Annotated in this window: 15 protein-coding genes and 1 riboswitch; of the genes, 10 read left to right on the forward strand and 5 right to left on the reverse strand. The window is 73.6% G+C overall.

The genetic code is table 11. The features are described from left to right. Window position 1 precedes the first annotated feature (1 nt). Complete coding sequence (locus tag M8330_RS22485; protein WP_250827703.1) at window positions 2-1,132, reverse strand: M23 family metallopeptidase; 1,131 nt, start codon at window positions 1,130-1,132, stop codon at window positions 2-4. A gap of 595 nt (window positions 1,133-1,727) precedes the next feature. Here M8330_RS22485 and sucC point away from each other — a divergent pair. Further along, window positions 1,728-2,894 carry an ADP-forming succinate--CoA ligase subunit beta gene (gene sucC, locus M8330_RS13145; RefSeq protein ID WP_250053271.1) on the forward strand — a complete coding sequence of 389 codons (1,167 nt, stop codon included), beginning with the start codon at window positions 1,728-1,730 and terminating at the stop codon, window positions 2,892-2,894. Between the two features lie 22 nt (window positions 2,895-2,916). Continuing rightward, the gene (gene sucD / locus M8330_RS13150) at window positions 2,917-3,810 is read left to right on the forward strand and encodes a succinate--CoA ligase subunit alpha (protein ID WP_250053272.1); all 894 of its coding nucleotides are present in this window, start codon (window positions 2,917-2,919) and stop codon (window positions 3,808-3,810) included. Between the two features lie 125 nt (window positions 3,811-3,935). Here sucD and M8330_RS13155 read toward each other — a convergent pair whose 3' ends face one another. The 3 genes from M8330_RS13155 to M8330_RS13165 form a co-directional block, all read right to left on the reverse strand. Further along, a complete protein-coding gene (locus M8330_RS13155) occupies window positions 3,936-5,297 on the reverse strand; it encodes a hypothetical protein (RefSeq protein ID WP_250827704.1) in 1,362 nt (453 codons plus the stop codon). Beyond that, window positions 5,290-5,799, reverse strand: a complete 510-nt coding sequence (locus M8330_RS13160) for an RNA polymerase sigma factor (protein WP_250827705.1) — start codon at window positions 5,797-5,799, stop codon at window positions 5,290-5,292. The genes M8330_RS13155 and M8330_RS13160 overlap by 8 nt, the downstream gene beginning before the upstream one ends. Before the next feature lie 128 nt (window positions 5,800-5,927). After that, a complete protein-coding gene (locus M8330_RS13165; protein ID WP_250827706.1) occupies window positions 5,928-7,847 on the reverse strand; it encodes a SigE family RNA polymerase sigma factor in 1,920 nt (639 codons plus the stop codon). A 91-nt stretch (window positions 7,848-7,938) separates the two neighbouring features. Here M8330_RS13165 and M8330_RS13170 point away from each other — a divergent pair, with 91 nt between their 5' ends. From M8330_RS13170 to M8330_RS22490, 5 genes are all read left to right on the forward strand, one after another. Then, on the forward strand, window positions 7,939-9,246 hold the full coding sequence (locus M8330_RS13170; protein WP_250827707.1) for a cell division protein PerM: 1,308 nt from the start codon (window positions 7,939-7,941) through the stop codon (window positions 9,244-9,246). A gap of 29 nt (window positions 9,247-9,275) precedes the next feature. Then, the gene (gene purN, locus M8330_RS13175; protein ID WP_250827708.1) at window positions 9,276-9,899 is read left to right on the forward strand and encodes a phosphoribosylglycinamide formyltransferase; all 624 of its coding nucleotides are present in this window, start codon (window positions 9,276-9,278) and stop codon (window positions 9,897-9,899) included. A gap of 12 nt (window positions 9,900-9,911) precedes the next feature. After that, window positions 9,912-9,988, forward strand: a riboswitch (ZMP/ZTP riboswitch). Between the two features lie 25 nt (window positions 9,989-10,013). After that, window positions 10,014-11,636 (forward strand): bifunctional phosphoribosylaminoimidazolecarboxamide formyltransferase/IMP cyclohydrolase, encoded by a 1,623-nt coding sequence (purH, locus tag M8330_RS13180; RefSeq protein ID WP_250827709.1) that lies wholly within the window; start codon window positions 10,014-10,016, stop codon window positions 11,634-11,636. Window positions 11,637-11,649: 13 nt separating this feature from the next. After that, window positions 11,650-12,501: a bifunctional methylenetetrahydrofolate dehydrogenase/methenyltetrahydrofolate cyclohydrolase gene (locus M8330_RS13185; protein ID WP_250053283.1), complete on the forward strand. Its 852-nt coding sequence runs from the start codon at window positions 11,650-11,652 to the stop codon at window positions 12,499-12,501. A 14-nt stretch (window positions 12,502-12,515) separates the two neighbouring features. Further along, a complete protein-coding gene (locus tag M8330_RS22490) occupies window positions 12,516-12,872 on the forward strand; it encodes a DUF3017 domain-containing protein (protein WP_250053285.1) in 357 nt (118 codons plus the stop codon). A gap of 89 nt (window positions 12,873-12,961) precedes the next feature. Here the strand turns inward: M8330_RS22490 and M8330_RS13195 are convergent, their stop codons facing one another. Continuing rightward, on the reverse strand, window positions 12,962-13,948 hold the full coding sequence (locus tag M8330_RS13195; protein WP_250053287.1) for a malate dehydrogenase: 987 nt from the start codon (window positions 13,946-13,948) through the stop codon (window positions 12,962-12,964). Window positions 13,949-14,194: 246 nt separating this feature from the next. Between M8330_RS13195 and M8330_RS13200 the strand changes: the two genes are divergently transcribed. The 3 genes from M8330_RS13200 (at window position 14,195) to M8330_RS13210 (ending at window position 17,773) form a co-directional block, all read left to right on the forward strand. Next, a complete protein-coding gene (locus M8330_RS13200) occupies window positions 14,195-14,923 on the forward strand; it encodes a hypothetical protein (RefSeq protein ID WP_250053289.1) in 729 nt (242 codons plus the stop codon). A gap of 85 nt (window positions 14,924-15,008) precedes the next feature. Beyond that, window positions 15,009-17,219 (forward strand): NADP-dependent isocitrate dehydrogenase, encoded by a 2,211-nt coding sequence (locus M8330_RS13205; protein ID WP_250827710.1) that lies wholly within the window; start codon window positions 15,009-15,011, stop codon window positions 17,217-17,219. Continuing rightward, entirely contained in the window at window positions 17,216-17,773 is a 558-nt protein-coding gene (locus M8330_RS13210; RefSeq protein WP_250827711.1) for a hypothetical protein, read from the forward strand. Before M8330_RS13205 ends, M8330_RS13210 begins: the two co-directional genes overlap by 4 nt. Window positions 17,774-18,186: the final 413 nt, after the last annotated feature.

Consider the following 18,186-nt stretch of genomic DNA (forward strand, 5'->3'; position numbering starts at 1 on the left):
GTCAGGGCGTGATGCCGTGCTCGACGAGCGCGGCGTAGGGGTCCACCGGGTCGCCGCCACCGGGGCGGACCTCGAGGTGGAGGTGGGGGCCGGTCACGTTGCCGGTGGACCCGATGGTGCCGATGGTGTCGCCGGCGGTGACGACCTGGCCGACGGTCACGTACTGCGTGGTCTGGTGGGCGTACCAGATCTCGGTGCCGTCCTCGAGCGTCACGACGGTCTTGTAGCCGTAGGCGCCGTCGTAGCCGGCGAAGGTGACGGTGCCGGAGGCGACCGCGTAGATCGGCGTGCCGGCGTCGGCGGCGAAGTCGAGGCCCGTGTGGTAGCTGGCCCAGAGGCCGTACTCGCCGAAGCGGGCGGTGAGCCGGTAGCCCGAGACGGGCAGGATCCACATGTTGGCCAGGTCCTCGGACCGCTCGCTGGCCTGGTCGTCGATCGACTGGAGGGCCTCGGCGCGCTCGGCGGCAGCCTCGGTCACGGCCTCGGAGTCCTCGTCCGTGGTGGCGTCCGCGTCGGCGTCGGTGAGGCCGACGGCCTCGCCGAGCGACGTGGCCGCCCGGTCGGTGCTGCGGGAGACGACGTCACGGTCGTTGCCCACGACGGTGCCGGTGTTGCCGACCAGCGCGGTGACGCTGTCGGGGGCGCTGGTGTCCGGGACGACGTCGGACTGGCCGGACCACACGACGCCGCCGACGGTGACCGCGAGCGTGGCCAGGCCGGCCACGAGCGGGACGCCGGGCAGGCGGGTGCGCGGCTTGCGGCCGCGGGCGGCTCGCCGGCGGCCGGGCTCGGCCGCGCGCAGCAGCGGGAGGACCTCGGTCTCCTCGGCGGCGAACGAGGTCGAGTGGTCGCGCGGCTCGAGGTCGGCCAGCACGGCGGCGATGACGCCGGTGTCCAGGGACGAGGTGCCCGTGCCGGTGTCGACGCTGGTGGCCGGTGCGGGACCGTCCACGATCGCGGCGATCTCCTGCGTGGTGGGCGCGGTCGCGGGGACCGTCGCGGCGTCGACCTCGAGGAGGGCGACCTCGCTGCGCACGACCGGCAGGGCCGCGGGGCTCGTGGCGGGGGTGTCCTGCACCATCCGGCGACGACCCACGTAGGAGCGTGCGGCCTCCTGCGGGGCGGGAGCCACCGGCGCTGCGGGCGCGGGTGCCGCGCGCCGGCGTCCGACGTAGGGGGCTGCCGGGGCCGCGGGCTCCGCGGCAGGTGCGGCGGCACGCCGCCGTCCGACGTAGGGGGTCGAGGTCGCTGAGGTGGGCTCGACGGGGGTTCCGGCGGTGGAACCTTCCGGTCGGTGCTGGCCCATCTGCTGCGTGCTCCCCGGGGTGTCGGTTGGCTGGTGCGGTGCAAGGAGGGGGGTGGGTGTGCCCCTGTGTGCCGAGCACCCGAGTGGGTGACGGCCTCGCCGACCATAACGGATGGGCCCACACGTGCGGGAACTGTGGGGACCAGTCTTTACCCAGGCTTGTCGATGGCTGGGCGCACTCTCGTGCCGATTTTCACAAGCCCGTCACGCGGCTGGAACGACACGGTGACGTGGGTCACGTCACTCGGGGCGGTCTCGTGGCGTCGGACACCCCGGTCTATCGTCGCGGGCGAACGACATCGCCCGCCGCCTGGCGCGGGCCCGTCACCGGGTCCACCCCGTCAGGCGACGTCGCGGCGTCAACGATGACGACGAGGCGGCCGCTCCCAGAAGGCTGCCAAGACGAGAAGACGGTGGATCAGTGGATCTGATGGAGTACCAGGCGAAGGAGCTCTTCGCCAAGCACGGTGTCACCACGACGCTCGGCAAGGTCGTGGAGACCGCCGAGGCGGCCAAGGCCGCTGCCGAGGAGATCGGTGGTGTGACCGTCATCAAGGCCCAGGTCAAGGCCGGCGGCCGCGGCAAGGCGGGCGGCGTGAAGCTCGCCAAGACCGCGGACGAGGCGTTCGAGTACGCCTCCGACATCCTCGGCATGGAGATCAAGGGCCTCACGGTCAACCGCGTCCTCGTGACGCCGGCGACCCCGCCGGTGGAGGAGTACTACTTCTCCTTCCTGCTCGACCGCGCGAACCGCCAGTACCTGTGCATCGCCTCGGTCGAGGGCGGCGTGGAGATCGAGGAGGTCGCCAAGACCAACCCCGACGCCGTCAAGCAGATCCCGGTCGACCCGGGCACGGGCGTCGACGAGGCCAAGGCCCGCGAGATCGCGACCGAGGCCGCCTTCCCGGAGCCCGTCTTCGAGCAGGCCGTGACGATGATCCAGGCGCTCTACACGACCTTCGTCGAGGAGGATGCCACGCTCGTCGAGGTCAACCCGCTCGCCCGCCTCGCGGACGACAAGCTGGAGGCCCTCGACGGCAAGGTGTCGCTCGACGACAACGCCTCGGAGTTCCGTCACCCGCACCACGAGGAGTTCGTGATCCGGGAGGAGGCCGACCCGCTCGAGGCGAAGGCCAAGGACCTCGGCCTGAACTACGTCAAGCTCGACGGCCAGGTCGGCATCATCGGCAACGGCGCGGGTCTCGTCATGAGCACCCTCGACGTGGTCGCCTACGCCGGCGAGGCCCACGGCGGCGTCAAGCCCGCCAACTTCCTCGACATCGGTGGCGGCGCCAACGCCCAGGTGATGGCCAACGGCCTCGACGTCATCCTCAACGACCCGCAGGTCAAGAGCGTGTTCGTCAACGTCTTCGGCGGCATCACCGCCTGCGACGAGGTCGCCAACGGCATCAAGGGCGCGCTGGAGATCCTCGGCGACGCGGCCACCAAGCCGCTCGTGGTCCGCCTCGACGGCAACAACGTCGACAAGGGCCGCGCGATCCTCGACGAGCTGGCGCACCCGCTGGTCACCCTCGTCGGCACCATGGACGGTGCGGCCGACAAGGCCGCCGAGCTGGCGAACGCCTGAGAGAGATAGAGAGCAGAGAACAGTGAGCATCTACCTCAACGCCGACAGCAAGATCATCGTCCAGGGCATCACCGGTGGCATGGGCTCCAAGCACACCACCCTGATGCTGCAGGCCGGCTCTAACATCGTCGGTGGCGTCAACGCCCGCAAGGCCGGCACCACCGTCGAGCTCAACGGCACCACGCAGCCCGTGTTCGGCACGGTCGAGGAGGCCATGAAGGAGACCGGCGCCGACGTGTCGGTCGTCTTCGTGCCGCCGGCCTTCACCAAGGCCGCCTGCATCGAGGCCATCGACGCCGGCATCGGCCTGCTCGTGGTCATCACCGAGGGCGTCCCGGTGCAGGACACCGCCGAGGTCTGGAGCTACCTCCAGTCCGAGGCGAACCACGCCGGCACCCGGATGATCGGCCCGAACTGCCCCGGCATCATCACGCCGGAGGAGTCCCTGGCCGGCATCACGCCGCACACCATCGCGGGCAAGGGTCCGATCGGCCTCGTCTCGAAGTCGGGCACCCTGACCTACCAGATGATGTACGAGCTGAAGGACTTCGGCTTCTCCACCGCCATCGGCATCGGTGGTGACCCGATCATCGGCACCACCCACATCGACGCGCTCGCCGCGTTCGAGGCCGACCCGGAGACCAAGGCCATCGTCATGATCGGTGAGATCGGTGGTGACGCCGAGGAGCGTGCCGCCGCCTTCATCAAGGACAACGTCACCAAGCCGGTCGTCGGCTACGTCGCGGGCTTCACCGCCCCCGAGGGCAAGACGATGGGGCACGCCGGTGCGATCGTGTCCGGCTCCGCCGGCACCGCGCAGGCGAAGAAGGAGGCCCTCGAGGCCGTCGGCGTGAAGGTCGGCAAGACGCCGTCCGAGACCGCCGAGCTCATGCGGGAGATCATGAAGGCTCTCTGAGCCTGCTGGTCCCCAGCAGCACCGCACGGCCCCCGGAGCACCGCTCCGGGGGCCGTTCTGCGTCCTGCCCCTGAGAGACCCTGAAAGGTGCTGCCGACTCGGCGGGGGGGATGGGAGAGAGGGGGTCAGGACAGCTGGTCGAGGACGGGGCGGGTGGCCGCCTCGGCAGCGGCGAGCGTCTCGTCGGTCTTCGCCGCCGACGACTCCCCCCACGTCTGCACGAGCGTGACCAGCACCTGCTCGCCGACCTGGTCGACCCGCTGGACGACGAGGTAGGAGAAGTCGTCGGCGCCGTCGGCGGTCCGGGTGACGGTGGTCAGGTCACCGTCGGAGCCGACCACCTCGGTCCGCGCGTCGGCGGTCTCGCCGCCGCCCCCGGTGAAGCCCTCGGTGGTGCAGGCGTCGGCCAGGTCGGCGGCGGCCGCCACGGCCGCGGTCGCGGCGGCCTCGTCGGCGTAGGTCAGCAGCAGGCGCTGCGTCCCGTCCCCGGGGTCCCCGGTGCGAGCGTGCTCCGCCCGCGTGCCGTCGACCGGCACGCCCTGGTCGCAGTAGTACCAGCCGATCCGTTGGCTCCGCGGGACGGATCGGTAGCCGCCGACCGTCAGGTCCACCTGGGACCCCGCCGCCGGCCTCGAGGGGGAGGAGGTGGAGTCGGTGTCGGCGTCCTCCTGGCCACCCCCGACCTCGAACAGCGGCTGGAGGGGCAGCTGGGCGAGCTGGATGGACGCCAGCCCCGCCGGGACGCCGGCGTTGCCGGTGCCCTGGGTGTACCGGGCGTCGAGCAGCAGGGCCCGCCCCGAGCGGACGAGCACGACGACGTAGCCCTCGCCACCGTCCATCGGCTCGACCAGGGTCCAGACCTCGTCGACCCGGGAGTCGGCCAGGAACCGCTGCGTCAGCGTCGGGTCGTCGATGCGGGCGTCGTCGGCGTCACCGGTCAGCGACTCCACGCAGCCGTAGACCCGGTCGGTCTCGTTGTCCGCGGCACGTGCCGCGGCGTCCTCGTCGGCGTAGACGGCCAGGAGCCGCTGCACCCCGCCCTCGCTGGGGTCGGTGTAGGTGGCCAGGCGCGAGTCGGAGGCCCCGTCCAGGAGGCTGGAGGGCTCGCAGGCGTCGATCTCGTAGCCGAGCCGCTCGGCGGCCCTCACGGCCCCCACGGTCAGGGTGCCGCCGTCGGTCTCGTCGGGCATGCCCTCGGTGAGGGGGAAGCCGGGCGGGATGACGTCTGCCTGCTCGGACGTGCCCGAGGCGGCCGTGGGGGAGACCGCGATCGGGGTCTGTGCGGCACGCGGGGTGCCGCCGGCGAGCGCGAACGGCACGCCCACGGCGAGGACGACGGCCGCCACGGTGCCGCTCACGGCGACCGCGGTGCGGCGCCGACGCAGCACGTCGCCGCGGCGGCGGACGTCGGCGGGGGCGGGGGTGCGGACGGTCGACGGGTCCTCGCGGAGCAGGTCGAACAGGTCGTCCGTGCGGTGGTCAGCCACGGTGCGCTCCTTCGTGCTGGGTGTCGGGCTCGTCGGCGAGCAGGGCCCCCAGGGCGGTGCGACCACGGCTGAGCCGGGCCTTGACGGTGCCCTCGGGGGCGCCGACCTCGCGGGCGACCTCGCGCACGGGCAGGTCGGCCAGGTGGTGCAGCACCAGGGCGCGGCGCTGGTCCTCGGGCAGCCGCGCCAGGGCCGCGAGCAGCGCCACGCGCCGCTCGTCGGGCGGGGGAGCGGTCACCGGGGTGGCGACGGCCCGGTCGGCGGGCCGGCGTCCGCGCACCACCCGTCGCCAGCGGCTCACGGCCAGGCGGTGGGCGGTGGTGCGCACCCACGCCTCGGGGTGCTCGGCGGCGCTGAGCCGCCGACGGTGCGCCCAGGCCCGGGCGAACGCCTCCTGCACGCACTCCTCGGCCTCGTCGCGGCTGCCGATCATGGCGTGCACCTGACCGACGACGCGGGCGTAGGAGGCGGCGTAGAAGTCGTCGAACTCGACCTCGTCCATCTCACGTCCTCTGCTGCGGGCCGCACTGACGGGGCGGCCCGGTGGTCCCGAGAGCCCTCCGAGCGAGGGTCTCACCGAGTACTACGCCGCAGGGGCGTGGCCGGTTGCGTGGGCGAGGAGGAAATCCCTCAGCGGGCGCGGACGCCGGCGCGCAGCCGGGAGAGCGCCCGCTCGGCGAGCGCGAGGAACGAGCCCTGGGTGACGGTGCGCTCGCCCGCGGCGACGAAGCCCACCTGGGCCACCGCGCCGCCGTGCCGCACGACGGCCATGTCGTAGACGATGGTGCGGCGCGCGGTCACCTCCACCGAGACACGCCACACGGAGACCTCCTCGCCGCGCCGACCCTGGCCGGTGACGCGCTCGCGCAGCAGCGTCACCTCGGTGCCGGGGTCCCGCTCCTCGCAGGAGGACATCTGCGAGCGGATGCGGTCCACCAGCGCCTCGGCGCGGCCCACGGGCAGCTCGCCGACGGTCTCGGTGAGCCCGAACTCGACGGGCAGGCGGGAGGCGTCGGGGATGAGGAAGGTGCGGGTGGCGTTGCGGGTGAACCGGGCACCGCGGAACCGGCCGGAGAAGGACGTGGCGTCGCAGCGCGTGGAGGCGTCGTTGACGCTCACCCGGCGGTCGGGGTCGGAGCCGACCCAGTCGAAGCGGACCTTGGCCACCGGCGGGAGGTCGGCGTCCACGATCATCGTGGGCACGTCGGCGACCGGCACCGGGTCGGCGGCCGCGGCCGCGACCTTCTCGCTGCACGCGCCGCCACCGTCGAGGTCGCAGACGTCGTCGACGGCCGAGGCGAGGACGCGGGCCCCTGCGGGGACGTCCTCCACCGTCTCGCCGTCGCGCTGGGTGGCCACCACGGTGAGGTAGCGGCCGGTGCGCGCGACGCCCAGCACCGTGGTGGAGACGCTGCCCCAGTCGCGCAGCACGACCTGGAGCGCCTCGTTGCCCACCCCGGAGACCTCCCGGACGGCCATCAGCTGGGTCCGGGCGTCGGTGCAGCCGGAGAGCCACTCCGACCAGGTCTCGAAGGAGTCGGCCGCCACGGCCGCGTCCGCGGACTGCTCCGTCATCTGCGTGGTGGTGCGCACGGTGCCCCGCGCCGGGGCGGAGCGGAAGGTGCGGACGAGGGCGTCCTCGACCTCGGTGTCGGCGTAGCGCACCTGCTGGCAGGAGAGGACGAGGCCGTCGCCGTCGACGTTGTGGTCGGTCTCCAGCACCTTCCAGCCACGGCCGGTGAGGGTGCCCTGGAGCTGACCGGCGGTGAGCATCGCGTCCTCGGCGAGCTCGGCCGGCTCGGGGTCGGCCGACGCCGAGCCGGAGGCCGAGGCGTCGGCCGAACCCGCGGCGGCGGAGGCGTCCCCGGAGCGCGGGGCGGCGGTGCTGACGCCGGACAGGGAGCGGTCCAGCGACGGACGGGCGCCCTCGGGGTCGTGGACGACGAGGCCGGTGACCGCGACGGAGGCCACGACCAGTGCCACGCCCGCCACGAGGTGGCCACGGCGCCGGGTCGCGCCGCTGCGGCGCAGGCGGGCCGGGCGGGTCCACCGGACGTCGTCGAGGCCGGCCACGAGGCCGCGCAGCATGACGGGCACCTGGGTGCTCGGCTGGTCGGCGGCCAGGGCGACGGCGGCGGTGCCGAGCTGGAGGTCACGGGTGAACTGGTCGGTGGTGACGCCCACCTCGCGGGCAGCGTCGGTGATCGAGAGCCCGGCCAGGTGGCTCATCACCAGCACCCGTCGCTGGGTCCAGGAGAGGCCGGCGAGGGCCTCGAGGGTGGTGCGCACCCCCTCGTCCAGGGACTTCTCGCGGTGCCAGACGTGCGTGCGCTGCCGGCGGTGGGCAAGCGCCCACGCCCGCGGGCGCACCCAGGACTCCGGCGTCGCACCGTCGGCGGTGATCCTGCGCCAGTGGTGCCACGCCTGCACGGTCGTGTCGCGGACGGCGCTGCGGGAGGCCTTGAGGTCCCCCGTCAGGGCGTAGGCCTGGAGCAGGAGCCGCTCGCGGGCCTCGGCGTAGAAGTCGTCGAAGTCCTGCTGGTCGGTCATGGCCGGTCCAGACTACGGGCGGCCCCCAGGGACGCGGGAACCGGCGTGCCGTCGCCGTCCGGGGCCCCGGCCGAGGGAGCATGGGGGCGTCATGACGCCTCCCGAGACCTCCACCCTGTCCTCCCGCACCCAGCGCCGCCCGTCCGGGGCCGCGGCACGGGGGCGCGGCGCGTCGAGCCACCCGGGACGCCCGGGACGAGGCGGACGTGGCGGACGACCCGCGCGTCAGCGCCCGCTGCCGCTGGTCGCGGGCGTCGCCGGGGTGCGGGCCGCGGGGCTCTCGCTGGTCGTGTGCCTGGTGCTGGGCCTCCTCGGCTGGTTCCTGGCGGACGCCGGCCTGCACGGCGCCCCGCGCGACGCGCTGCGCGTGGGCGCGCTGGGCTGGCTGATGGGCCACGGCTCGGGCGTCCAGGTCGAGAACACCCCCGTCACGCTCGTGCCGCTCGCGGTCACCCTGCTGGCCGCCTGGGCGACCTGGCGTCGCGCCGTGCGCGCCGGCGAGGCCCTGGCCGGCCACGGGCCGGACGCCGACCGCCTGGCCGACGGCGAGCGCGACTGGACCGTGGCCGTCGCCTCGGGCTGCTTCACGCTCGGCTACCTGCTCGTCGCGCTGGTCACCGACACCGTCGCGGCCACCGCCGACACCGACCCCGACACCGGCCGCGTCGTGCTGGTCTCGCTGGTGCTCAGCCTCGGCATCGGCCTGCCGGGCCTGGCGGTGGGCTCCGGCCGCGCCGCCGTGCTGGCCGCCCGGCTGCCCGACTCCGTGCGCGGCCTGGTCGGCGTCACGCGTCGCGTGCTCGGCCTCTGGCTGGGGCTGTGCACCGCCGTCGTCCTGCTGGCCGTGGCGACCGACTTCTCCACCTTCGCCAACATCCTCTCCCAGCTGCACGTGGACGCCGGAGACGTCACCGCCTACCTGGTCGTGTGCCTCCTGCTGCTGCCGAACGCGGCGCTGTGGGCCAGCGCCTACCTGCTCGGCCCCGGCTTCGTGGTCGGCACCGGCACGGTGGTCAGCCCGGCCGCGGTCGTGCTCGGCGCGCTGCCGATGTTCCCCCTGCTCGCCGCCCTCCCGGACGCCGGCACCCCCGGCGCCTGGCAGGGCGGGCTGCTCGTGCTCGCGCCCCTCGTGGCCGGCGCGGGTGCCGCGCTGGCCCAGCGCCGCGACCCGGTGCCCGGCGTCGTGGACGCCACCCTGCGCGGCGCGCTGGGCTCGGTCCTCGCCGGGCTGCTGCTGGGCCTGGTCACCGCCCTCTCCGGTGGCGCCGCGGGCCCCGGCCGCATGGCCGAGGTCGGGCCGTCGGCCGTCGACGTCCTGGCGCACGCCGTGCCCGCCCTCGCGCTGGGCGGTGCGGTCGGGGCGCTGGTGACCCTGCTGCTCCAGCGCCGCCGCGGCTGACGCGGCGGGCTGGAACTACAGTCCTGCCCGTGAACGACGCCTCCGCACGCCCCCGTCTCGTCGTGCTGGTCTCCGGCTCGGGGACCAACCTCCAGGCACTGCTGGACGCGGCCGCCGACCCGGCCTACGGCGCCGACGTCGTGGCCGTGGGCGCCGACCGGACGGACATCGCCGGCCTCGAGCGCGCCGAGCGGGCCGGCGTCCCGACCTTCGTGGAGCGGGTCAAGGACCACCCCGACCGCGGGTCCTGGGACGAGGCGCTCACCGCAGCCGTCGCCGCGCACGAGCCGGACCTCGTCGTGCTCGCCGGCTTCATGAAGCTGGTCGGCCCCGCGTTCCTCGCGGCCTTCGGCGGTCGCACGCTCAACACCCACCCGGCGCTCTCCCCGTCCTTCCCGGGGATGCACGGCCCCGCGGACGCGCTGGAGTACGGCGTGAAGGTCACCGGCTGCACGCTCTTCGTGGTCGACGAGGGCGTGGACACCGGCGTGATCGTGGAGCAGACGGTCGTGCGGGTCGAGGAAGACGACACCGTCGAGAGCCTGCACGAGCGGATCAAGACCGCCGAGCGGGGCATGCTCGTGGAGCAGGTCGGCCGCCTGGCCCGCGAGGGCTTCCGCGTCGACGGACGCCGCGTCGTCGTCGGGGCCTGAGCACCGGTAGGCTGACCGCACCACGACTGGCGCAGGTGGGCCACCACCAGGGAGTGACGTCGGGAGCATCGAACGCCTGGGTGCTCCTCCTCGCATCCGACGCAGGAGAGACGCATGTCTGACCCCGTCCTGACCATCGACCCCACCGCCGGCGACGGCCGCGTCCCGATCAAGCGGGCACTGGTCTCGGTCTACGACAAGACCGGCCTGGAGGGCCTCGTCCGCGGGCTCGTGGACGCCGGCGTGGCGCTGGTCTCCACCGGCGGCTCCGCCCGCCTCATCGAGTCCCTCGGGCTGCCCGTCACCAAGGTGGAGGACCTGACCGGCTTCCCCGAGTGCCTCGACGGCCGCGTGAAGACGCTGCACCCGCGCGTGCACGCCGGCGTGCTGGCCGACCGGCGCCTCGACGCCCACGCCGCCCAGCTGGGCGAGCTGGGCGTGGAGCCCTTCGACCTGGTGGTCGTGAACCTCTACCCCTTCACCCAGACCGTCGCCAGTGGCGCCGGCCCGGACGAGTGCGTGGAGCAGATCGACATCGGCGGCCCGTCCATGGTCCGCGCCGCCGCGAAGAACCACCCCAGCGTGGGCATCGTGACCAGCCCCGAGGCCTACGACGACGCGCTCGCCGCCGTCGCGGCCGGCGGCTTCACCTACGCCCAGCGCAAGCAGCTGGCCGCCCAGGCGTTCGCGCACACCGCCGCCTACGACGTGGCCGTCGCCTCCTGGATGGGCAACGTGCTCACCGACACCTCCGAGGGCACCGGCTTCCCGGCGTTCGTCGGCGCGACCTGGGAGAAGTCCTCCACGCTGCGCTACGGCGAGAACCCGCACCAGGCGGCCGCGCTCTACACCTCGGCGTGGGGTGCCGGCCTGGCCCAGGCCGAGCAGCTGCACGGCAAGGAGATGTCCTACAACAACTACGTCGACGCCGACGCCGCCCGCCGTGCGGCCGGTGACTTCGACGAGCCGGCCGTGGCGATCATCAAGCACGCCAACCCGTGCGGCATCGCGGTGGGCAGCGACGTCGCGCAGGCCCACGCCCGCGCCCACGCCTGCGACTCGCTCTCGGCGTTCGGCGGCGTCATCGCCGCCAACCGCCCCGTCTCGGTCGCCATGGCCGAGCAGGTGGCCGAGGTCTTCACCGAGGTCATCGTGGCCCCCGGCTACGAGGACGGCGCCGTCGAGGTGCTGGCGCGCAAGAAGAACATCCGCATCCTCGTGTGCCCCCTGCCCGGCAAGGGCGAGGTCGAGATGCGGCCCGTGTCCGGCGGCCTGCTGATGCAGCAGCGCGACCACGTGGACGCCGTCGTCGACGGTGGCGGGGACGACCCGTCCGCCTGGACGCTGGCCGCCGGCGAGCCCGCCTCCGCCGAGGTGCTCGCCGACCTCGCGTTCGCCTGGAAGGCCTGCCGCGCCGCCAAGTCCAACGCGATCCTGCTCGCCAAGGACGGCGCCTCCGTCGGCGTCGGCATGGGCCAGGTCAACCGCGTCGACTCCTGCAAACTCGCCGTGGAGCGCGCCAACACGTTGGCCGAGGGCGAGGAGCGGGCCCGCGGCTCGGTCGCCGCCTCGGACGCCTTCTTCCCCTTCGAGGACGGCCCGCAGATCCTCATCGACGCCGGCGTCACCGCCATCGTGCAGCCCGGCGGCTCGGTGCGCGACGAGCTGACCGTCGAGGCCGCCAAGGCCGCGGGCGTGACCATGTACTTCACCGGCACGCGACACTTCTTCCACTGAGCGGGGGCCTGACATGACTGCACAGAAGCTGGACGGCTCGGGGACCCTCAAGGCCATCAAGGCCGAGCTGAAGGTCCGCGTCGAGAAGCTGAAGGACGCCGGCGTCACCCCGGGCCTGGGCACGATCCTGGTCGGCGACGACCCGGGCTCGCACTGGTACGTCGGTGCCAAGCACAAGGACTGCGCCGAGATCGGCATCGAGTCGATCCGCGTCGACCTGCCCGCCACAGCCACCCAGGCCGAGGTCGAGGCCGAGGTGGACCGGCTCAACGCCGACGACGCCTGCACGGGCTTCCTCATCCAGCAGCCCACCGGCCTGGACGAGTACGCGCTGCTCTCCCGCGTCGACCCCGACAAGGACGTCGACGGCCTGCACCCGGTCTCGCTCGGACGCCTCGCGCTCAACGTGCCCGGCTCCCTGCCCTGCACCCCGGTCGGCTGCCTGGAGCTGCTGCGCCGCCACGGCGTCGCGCTCGCCGGCGCCGAGGTGGTCGTGGTGGGCCGCGGCCTCACCGTCGGCCGCCCGATGGGCCTGCTGCTCACCCGCCGCAGCGAGAACGCCACCGCCACGCTGTGCCACACCGGCACCCGGGACCTGGCCAAGCACGTGCGCGAGGCCGACGTCGTGATCGCCGCGGCCGGCGTGCCCGGCATCATCACCGGCGACATGGTCAAGCCCGGTGCCGCGGTGCTGGACGTCGGCGTCAGCCGCGTCGACGGCAAGATCGCCGGCGACGTGGCCGCCGACGTGTGGGACGTCGCCGGGTGGGTCTCGCCCAACCCGGGTGGAGTCGGCCCGATGACGCGCGCCATGCTGCTCTCCAACGTCGTGGAGATGGCCGAGCGCCAGGCCGGCCTGGCCTGAGAGGAGCACCAGCAGTGGACCAGCCGGCCTCCGACGACCCCGCGGTGCCCAGCACCGAGGAGATCGCCGAGGAGATCGCGGCCGTCGAGCCGCGGCGCAAGCCCTCCACCATCGGTGGCGCGTTCTACATCCTCGTGCTGCTGGTGGCCGTGGGGTCGCTGGCCTGGGCCGCGCTGGGGGAGTGGCGCGCCGGCATCACGGTCTTCGCCGGCGCGCTGCTCGCGGCCGCGGCGCTCCGCCTCGTCCTGCGGGAGGTGGACGCGGGCATGCTCGCGGTCCGCTCCCGCTGGATCGACGTCACGCTGCTGAGCGCGACGGCGCTGGCGGTGCTGGCGCTCGTGCACTCGATCCCGGTGCCCATGGGGGGCTGAGACGCCCACCTGCCCCGCACGCACGACACGGGCCCCGCCCCTCCGCGAGGAGGGACGGGGCCCGTGGTGCGTGCGGGTGGGGCCGAGCCTCAGATCAGCCCGAGGCCGGTGACGGCCTCCTTCTCCTCGACCAGCTCGGCGGTCGTGGCGTCGATCTTCGAGCGCGAGAAGTCGTCGATCTCGAGGCCCTCCACGATGCTCCAGTCGCCGTCCTTCGTGGTGACCGGGAAGGAGGAGATGATGCCCTCGGGCACGCCGTACTCGCCGCGGGAGACGACGGCCATGGAGACCCAGTCGTCCTCGGCGGAGCCGTAGAGCCAGTCACGGGCGGCGTCGATGGTGGCCGAGGCCGCCGACGCGGCCGAGGACGAGCCCCGGGCCTCGATGATCGCGGCCCCGCGCTTGGCGACGGTGGGGATGAAGGTGTTCTCCAGCCAGTCCTGGTCGCCGACGGCCTCGGCGGCGTTCTTGCCGGCCACCTGGGCGTGGAACAGGTCGGGGTACTGGGTGGCCGAGTGGTTGCCCCAGATCGTCATCCTCGAGATGTCGGTGACGGGCGCACCGGTCTTGGCGGCGAGCTGGGAGATCGCGCGGTTGTGGTCCAGGCGGGTCAGCGCGGAGAAGCGCTCGGCCGGGATGTCGGGGGCGTTGCTCATCGCGATGAGGGCGTTGGTGTTCGCCGGGTTGCCGGTCACGCCGATGCGGACGTCGTCCGCGGCCACCTTGTTCAGCGCCTTGCCCTGAGCGGTGAAGATCGCGCCGTTGGCCTCGAGGAGGTCGCTGCGCTCCATGCCGGGGCCGCGCGGGCGCGCGCCGACGAGCAGCGCGAGGTTCACGCCGTCGAAGACGGTCTCCGCGTCGTCGCCGATCTGCACCCCGGCCAGGCCGGGGAACGCGCAGTCGTCGAGCTCCATGACGACGCCCTCGAGCGCCTTCAGGGCAGGGGTGATCTCCAGCAGCCGCAGTTCGATCGGGCGGCCGCCGGTGAGGGCGCCGCTCGCGAGGCGGAACAGGAGGCTGTAGCCGATCTGGCCGGCGGCACCGGTGACGGCGACCTTCAGCGGGGTGGTGCTCACGTCGTCTCCTCAAGTAGGCGTGACGGGCTTCTCGTCGCGGGCTCCCGTCGAGGTCCGGCCGCGCGCGGCGGCCGGGGCAGGAGCCTCGTGGCGAACCTAGCAGTGTGTGACCCGCGTCGCGTGTGCCGAAAGGTGTCTGTTCGCACACCACCGACCCTGGCGCACCCGCGCGGACGGGCACCCGGGTCGCCGGGCGCCCGCCCGGCCGGTCGGTGCCCGGGTTGGGTCTGCTGCGACGATGGGGTCGTGCGCCTCGTCCGGACCCGCCCCGCCGCCCGCGTCGGCACTCGCACAGGTCGTGCGCGCGCCACGGTGCTGGGCGCCGCGCCGGCCCTGCTGCTCCTCCTCGGCGGTTGCGCCTGGATGGAGCCCCCGCAGGTCGCGGAGGCCGGCGTCGACACCCTCACCTCGCCGCTGCCCGACCTGGGCTCGCGCGCGTGGGTCGAGGGCCTGACCCACCCCGACCTCGCCGTGCCGGCCGCCGGCACCACCTTCGACGACGGCTCCGTGCTCCGCCTCGCGGAGGGGACGACCGACGTCGACGGCGTCGCGGCCTCGGCGCTGGTGCGGACCGACGCCGACGGCGCCACCAGCACCACCTACCTGGCCCAGGACGCGAGCGGCAACGTCTGGTGGCTCGGCCAGGACGACTCCGAGGACGCGGCCGCCGACTGGCGGGCGGGGGAGGACGGTGCCGAGGCCGGCCTGCTGCTGCCGGCCGAGCCCCGCCGGGGTGACGGCTGGGCGACCGCCGGCGAGGCGGTGCCGGACGCCGGCGTGGCGACCGTCGTCAGCCTGGACGGCCAGGTCGTGCTCGCCGACGGCGCCTACTCGGGCGCCCTGGTCGTGCGCACCGTCAGCGACGGCGCGAGCACGACCTCCTACTACCTGCCCGGCACCGGCCTGGTCGCCTACACCGCCGGCTCGGACGTGGTCGGCGCCGTGGACCCGACCGGCTCGGGCCTGTCAGGCTGAGGCCGGACCCCGGTCCGCCCGGCCCGTCCGGTATCTTGACGTCAAGAAAGTTTCGCCCTCGATCGCTCCAGGAGCTGCCCGCACCATGGCCAAGATCATCTACACCCACACGGACGAGGCACCGCTCCTCGCGACCTACTCGTTCCTGCCGATCATCCAGGCCTACGCCGCGAAGGCCGGCGTGGACGTCGAGACCCGCGACATCTCGCTGGCCGGCCGCGTCCTCGCCCAGTTCCCGGAGCACCTGACCGAGGAGCAGCGCATCGGCGACGCCCTCGCCGAGCTCGGCGAGCTGGCCACCAAGCCCGAGGCCAACATCATCAAGCTGCCGAACATCTCGGCCTCCGTCCCGCAGCTGAAGGCCTGCGTGAAGGAGCTCCAGGCCAAGGGGTACGCGATCCCCGACTACCCGGAGAACCCCACCACCGACGAGGAGAAGGCCGCCCGCGCCGCCTACGACAAGGTCAAGGGCTCGGCCGTGAACCCGGTCCTGCGCGAGGGCAACTCCGACCGTCGCGCGCCCGGTGCGGTGAAGAACTACGCCAAGAAGTACCCCCACCGCATGGGCACCTGGAGCGCCGACTCCAAGACCGACGTCGCCACCATGGGCGAGAACGACTTCTTCTCCAACGAGAAGTCCGTCGTGCTCGAGGCCGCCGACACCCTGACGGTGACGCACACCGGCGTCGACGGCACCGTGACGGTGCTCAAGGAGTCGATCCCGGTGGAGGCCGGCGAGGTCGTCGACGCCACCTACATGGACGTCGCCGCGCTGCGCCGCTTCCTGACCGAGCAGATCGCCCGCGCGAAGGCCGAGGACGTCCTCTTCTCCGTGCACCTCAAGGCCACGATGATGAAGGTCTCGGACCCGATCATCTTCGGCCACGTCGTGCAGGCGTTCTTCCCGACCCTGTTCGAGCAGTACGGCGAGCAGCTGGCCGCGGCCGGCGTCTCGGCCAACGACGGCCTCGGCGGCCTGCTGTCCGGCGTCGAGTCCCTGCCCGAGGGCGAGGCCATCAAGGCCGCCGTCACCGCCGGCCTGGCCGACGGCCCGCGCATGGCGATGGTCGACGACCGCAAGGGCATCACCAACCTGCACGTCCCCTCCGACGTCATCATCGACGCCTCGATGCCGGCGATGATCCGCATCGGCGGCCACATGTGGGGCCCCGACGGCAAGGAGGCCGACACCCTCGCCGTCATCCCCGACTCCTCCTACGCCGGCGTCTACTCGGCCGTCATCGACGACTGCAAGGCGCACGGCGCGCTCGACCCGGCCACCATGGGCTCGGTGCCGAACGTCGGCCTCATGGCCAAGAAGGCCGAGGAGTACGGCTCCCACGACAAGACCTTCGAGATCCCGGCCGCCGGCACGGTGACCGTCACCAACGCCGCCGGCGACGTGCTCATCTCCCACGACGTGCAGCCCGGCGACATCTGGCGCGCCTGCCAGACCAAGGACGCCCCGATCCGCGACTGGGTGAAGCTCGCCGTCACCCGCGCCCGCGCCACCGGCGACCCGGCCGTCTTCTGGCTGGACGAGGAGCGCGCCCACGACGCGAACCTCATCGCCAAGGTGAGGGAGTACCTGCCCGAGCACGACACCGAGGGTCTGACCATCGAGATCATGGCGCCGGCCGCGGCCTGCACCTACTCCCTCGAGCGCATCCGCCAGGGCAAGGACACCATCTCGGTGACCGGCAACGTCCTGCGCGACTACAACACCGACCTGTTCCCGATCCTCGAGGTCGGCACGTCGGCGAAGATGCTCTCCATCGTCCCGCTGATGAACGGCGGCGGCCTCTTCGAGACCGGCGCCGGCGGCTCCGCCCCCAAGCACGTCCAGCAGCTGCTCGAGGAGAACTACCTCCGCTGGGACAGCCTGGGTGAGTTCTTCGCCCTGGCCGCCTCGCTGGAGCACCTCGCCGGCTACGCCGACAACGCGGGCGCGAAGATCCTCGCCGACACCCTGGACGCCGCCACGGCCACGTTCCTGGAGAACGACAAGTCCCCGACGCGCAAGATCGGCGGCATCGACAACCGCGGCTCGCACTTCTACCTGGCTCTGTACTGGGCCCAGGAGATGGCGAACCAGACCGCCGACCCGGCCCTGGCCGAGGTCTTCGCCCCGCTGGCCGCGAAGATGGCCGAGCAGGAGGAGACCATCGTGTCCGAGCTCAACGGCGTCCAGGGCAAGCCGGCCGACGTGGGTGGCTACTACCAGCCCGTCGACGAGAAGGCCGACGACGTGATGCGCCCCTCCGCGACGCTGAACGCCGCGCTCGCCGCGCTGTGAGCACCTCCGACGACGACCGGTCCTCCGGCCCCGCGCAGGGGCCGGAGGGCACCGGGCGTGACTCGGCCACCGCCATCGCCGAGGGCTGGGACGGCCGGGCCATGAGCACCCGCGGCTACGTGATCATGGCGCTGATCCCGTTCATCGGCGCCGCGCTGCTGTTCGGGCTGGTCGCGCTCAACGCGCAGCGCACCGGCACGGGCGAGGGCACGGCCGTGCGGCTGCCCACCAACAGCTGGCTCCCGGGCCAGGCCGTCGGCGCGTCCCCGGTCGCCGGTGAGCTGGTGGCGGGCGAGGGCGGCTGCGTCTACCTCGACGCCACCGACGGCACCCGGGTGTGGCCCGTGTGGCCGGCCGGATGGACGGCCCAGGAGTCCGAGAGCGGCGTCATCAGCCTCTACGACGACTCCAGCAGCCTCGTGGCCCGCACCGGGACCTCCGTCACGGCCTCCGGCGAGACGACCACCGACACCGACTACACGGGCACCGCGGCCTGCGCCGCCGGCGCGGACAGCGTGCAGCTGATCGAGTCCGAGGTCGTGCCGGTGGGCTGAGCCCCGGCGGCGGCACCCCCAGCAGCGCCGCCCGGCGCGCGACGTCCCGCGGCCCCGGTCGACCACACGGTCGGCCGGGGTCGCGGCGTTCCGGAGGTGGCCCGGTGGGGCGCAGACCGTCATGTGTCTGAAGACACGGCATTCAGGAATAGCGGTAAACCAGCCCGGCGTTGGACAGTGGACGCACGGCAGTCCGGCTGCCCGTTGCCCGAGGCGCCTCACGCGTCCCGGCGACCACCTCTCGCAGCACCCGCACGACCCCCCCCGCCCGGCACCGTCCGTGACAGGCGCGCCCCGGCGCACCGCACGGGCCGGGCGCAGCACTGCCCGCACCACGGCCGGTACCGCCGGCCTGCACCACGGCCGGCACCGCCGGCCCGCACGACCACCGACCACGCCGGCCTCCGGGCCGG

This window comes from Nocardioides bruguierae (assembly GCF_023656415.1).
GTDB lineage: Bacteria > Actinomycetota > Actinomycetes > Propionibacteriales > Nocardioidaceae > Nocardioides > Nocardioides bruguierae.

What these genes read in the sequence shown, in the direction of transcription:
- M8330_RS13160 (WP_250827705.1), bottom strand. Translation starts at nt 5,799, where the DNA reads ATGGACGAGGTCGAGTTCGACGACTTCTACGCCGCCTCCTACGCCCGC.
- M8330_RS13165 (WP_250827706.1), bottom strand. Translation starts at nt 7,847, where the DNA reads ATGACCGACCAGCAGGACTTCGACGACTTCTACGCCGAGGCCCGCGAG.
- M8330_RS13170 (WP_250827707.1), top strand. Translation starts at nt 7,939, where the DNA reads ATGACGCCTCCCGAGACCTCCACCCTGTCCTCCCGCACCCAGCGCCGC.
- purH (WP_250827709.1), top strand. Translation starts at nt 10,014, where the DNA reads ATGTCTGACCCCGTCCTGACCATCGACCCCACCGCCGGCGACGGCCGC.
- M8330_RS13185 (WP_250053283.1), top strand. Translation starts at nt 11,650, where the DNA reads ATGACTGCACAGAAGCTGGACGGCTCGGGGACCCTCAAGGCCATCAAG.
- M8330_RS13205 (WP_250827710.1), top strand. Translation starts at nt 15,009, where the DNA reads ATGGCCAAGATCATCTACACCCACACGGACGAGGCACCGCTCCTCGCG.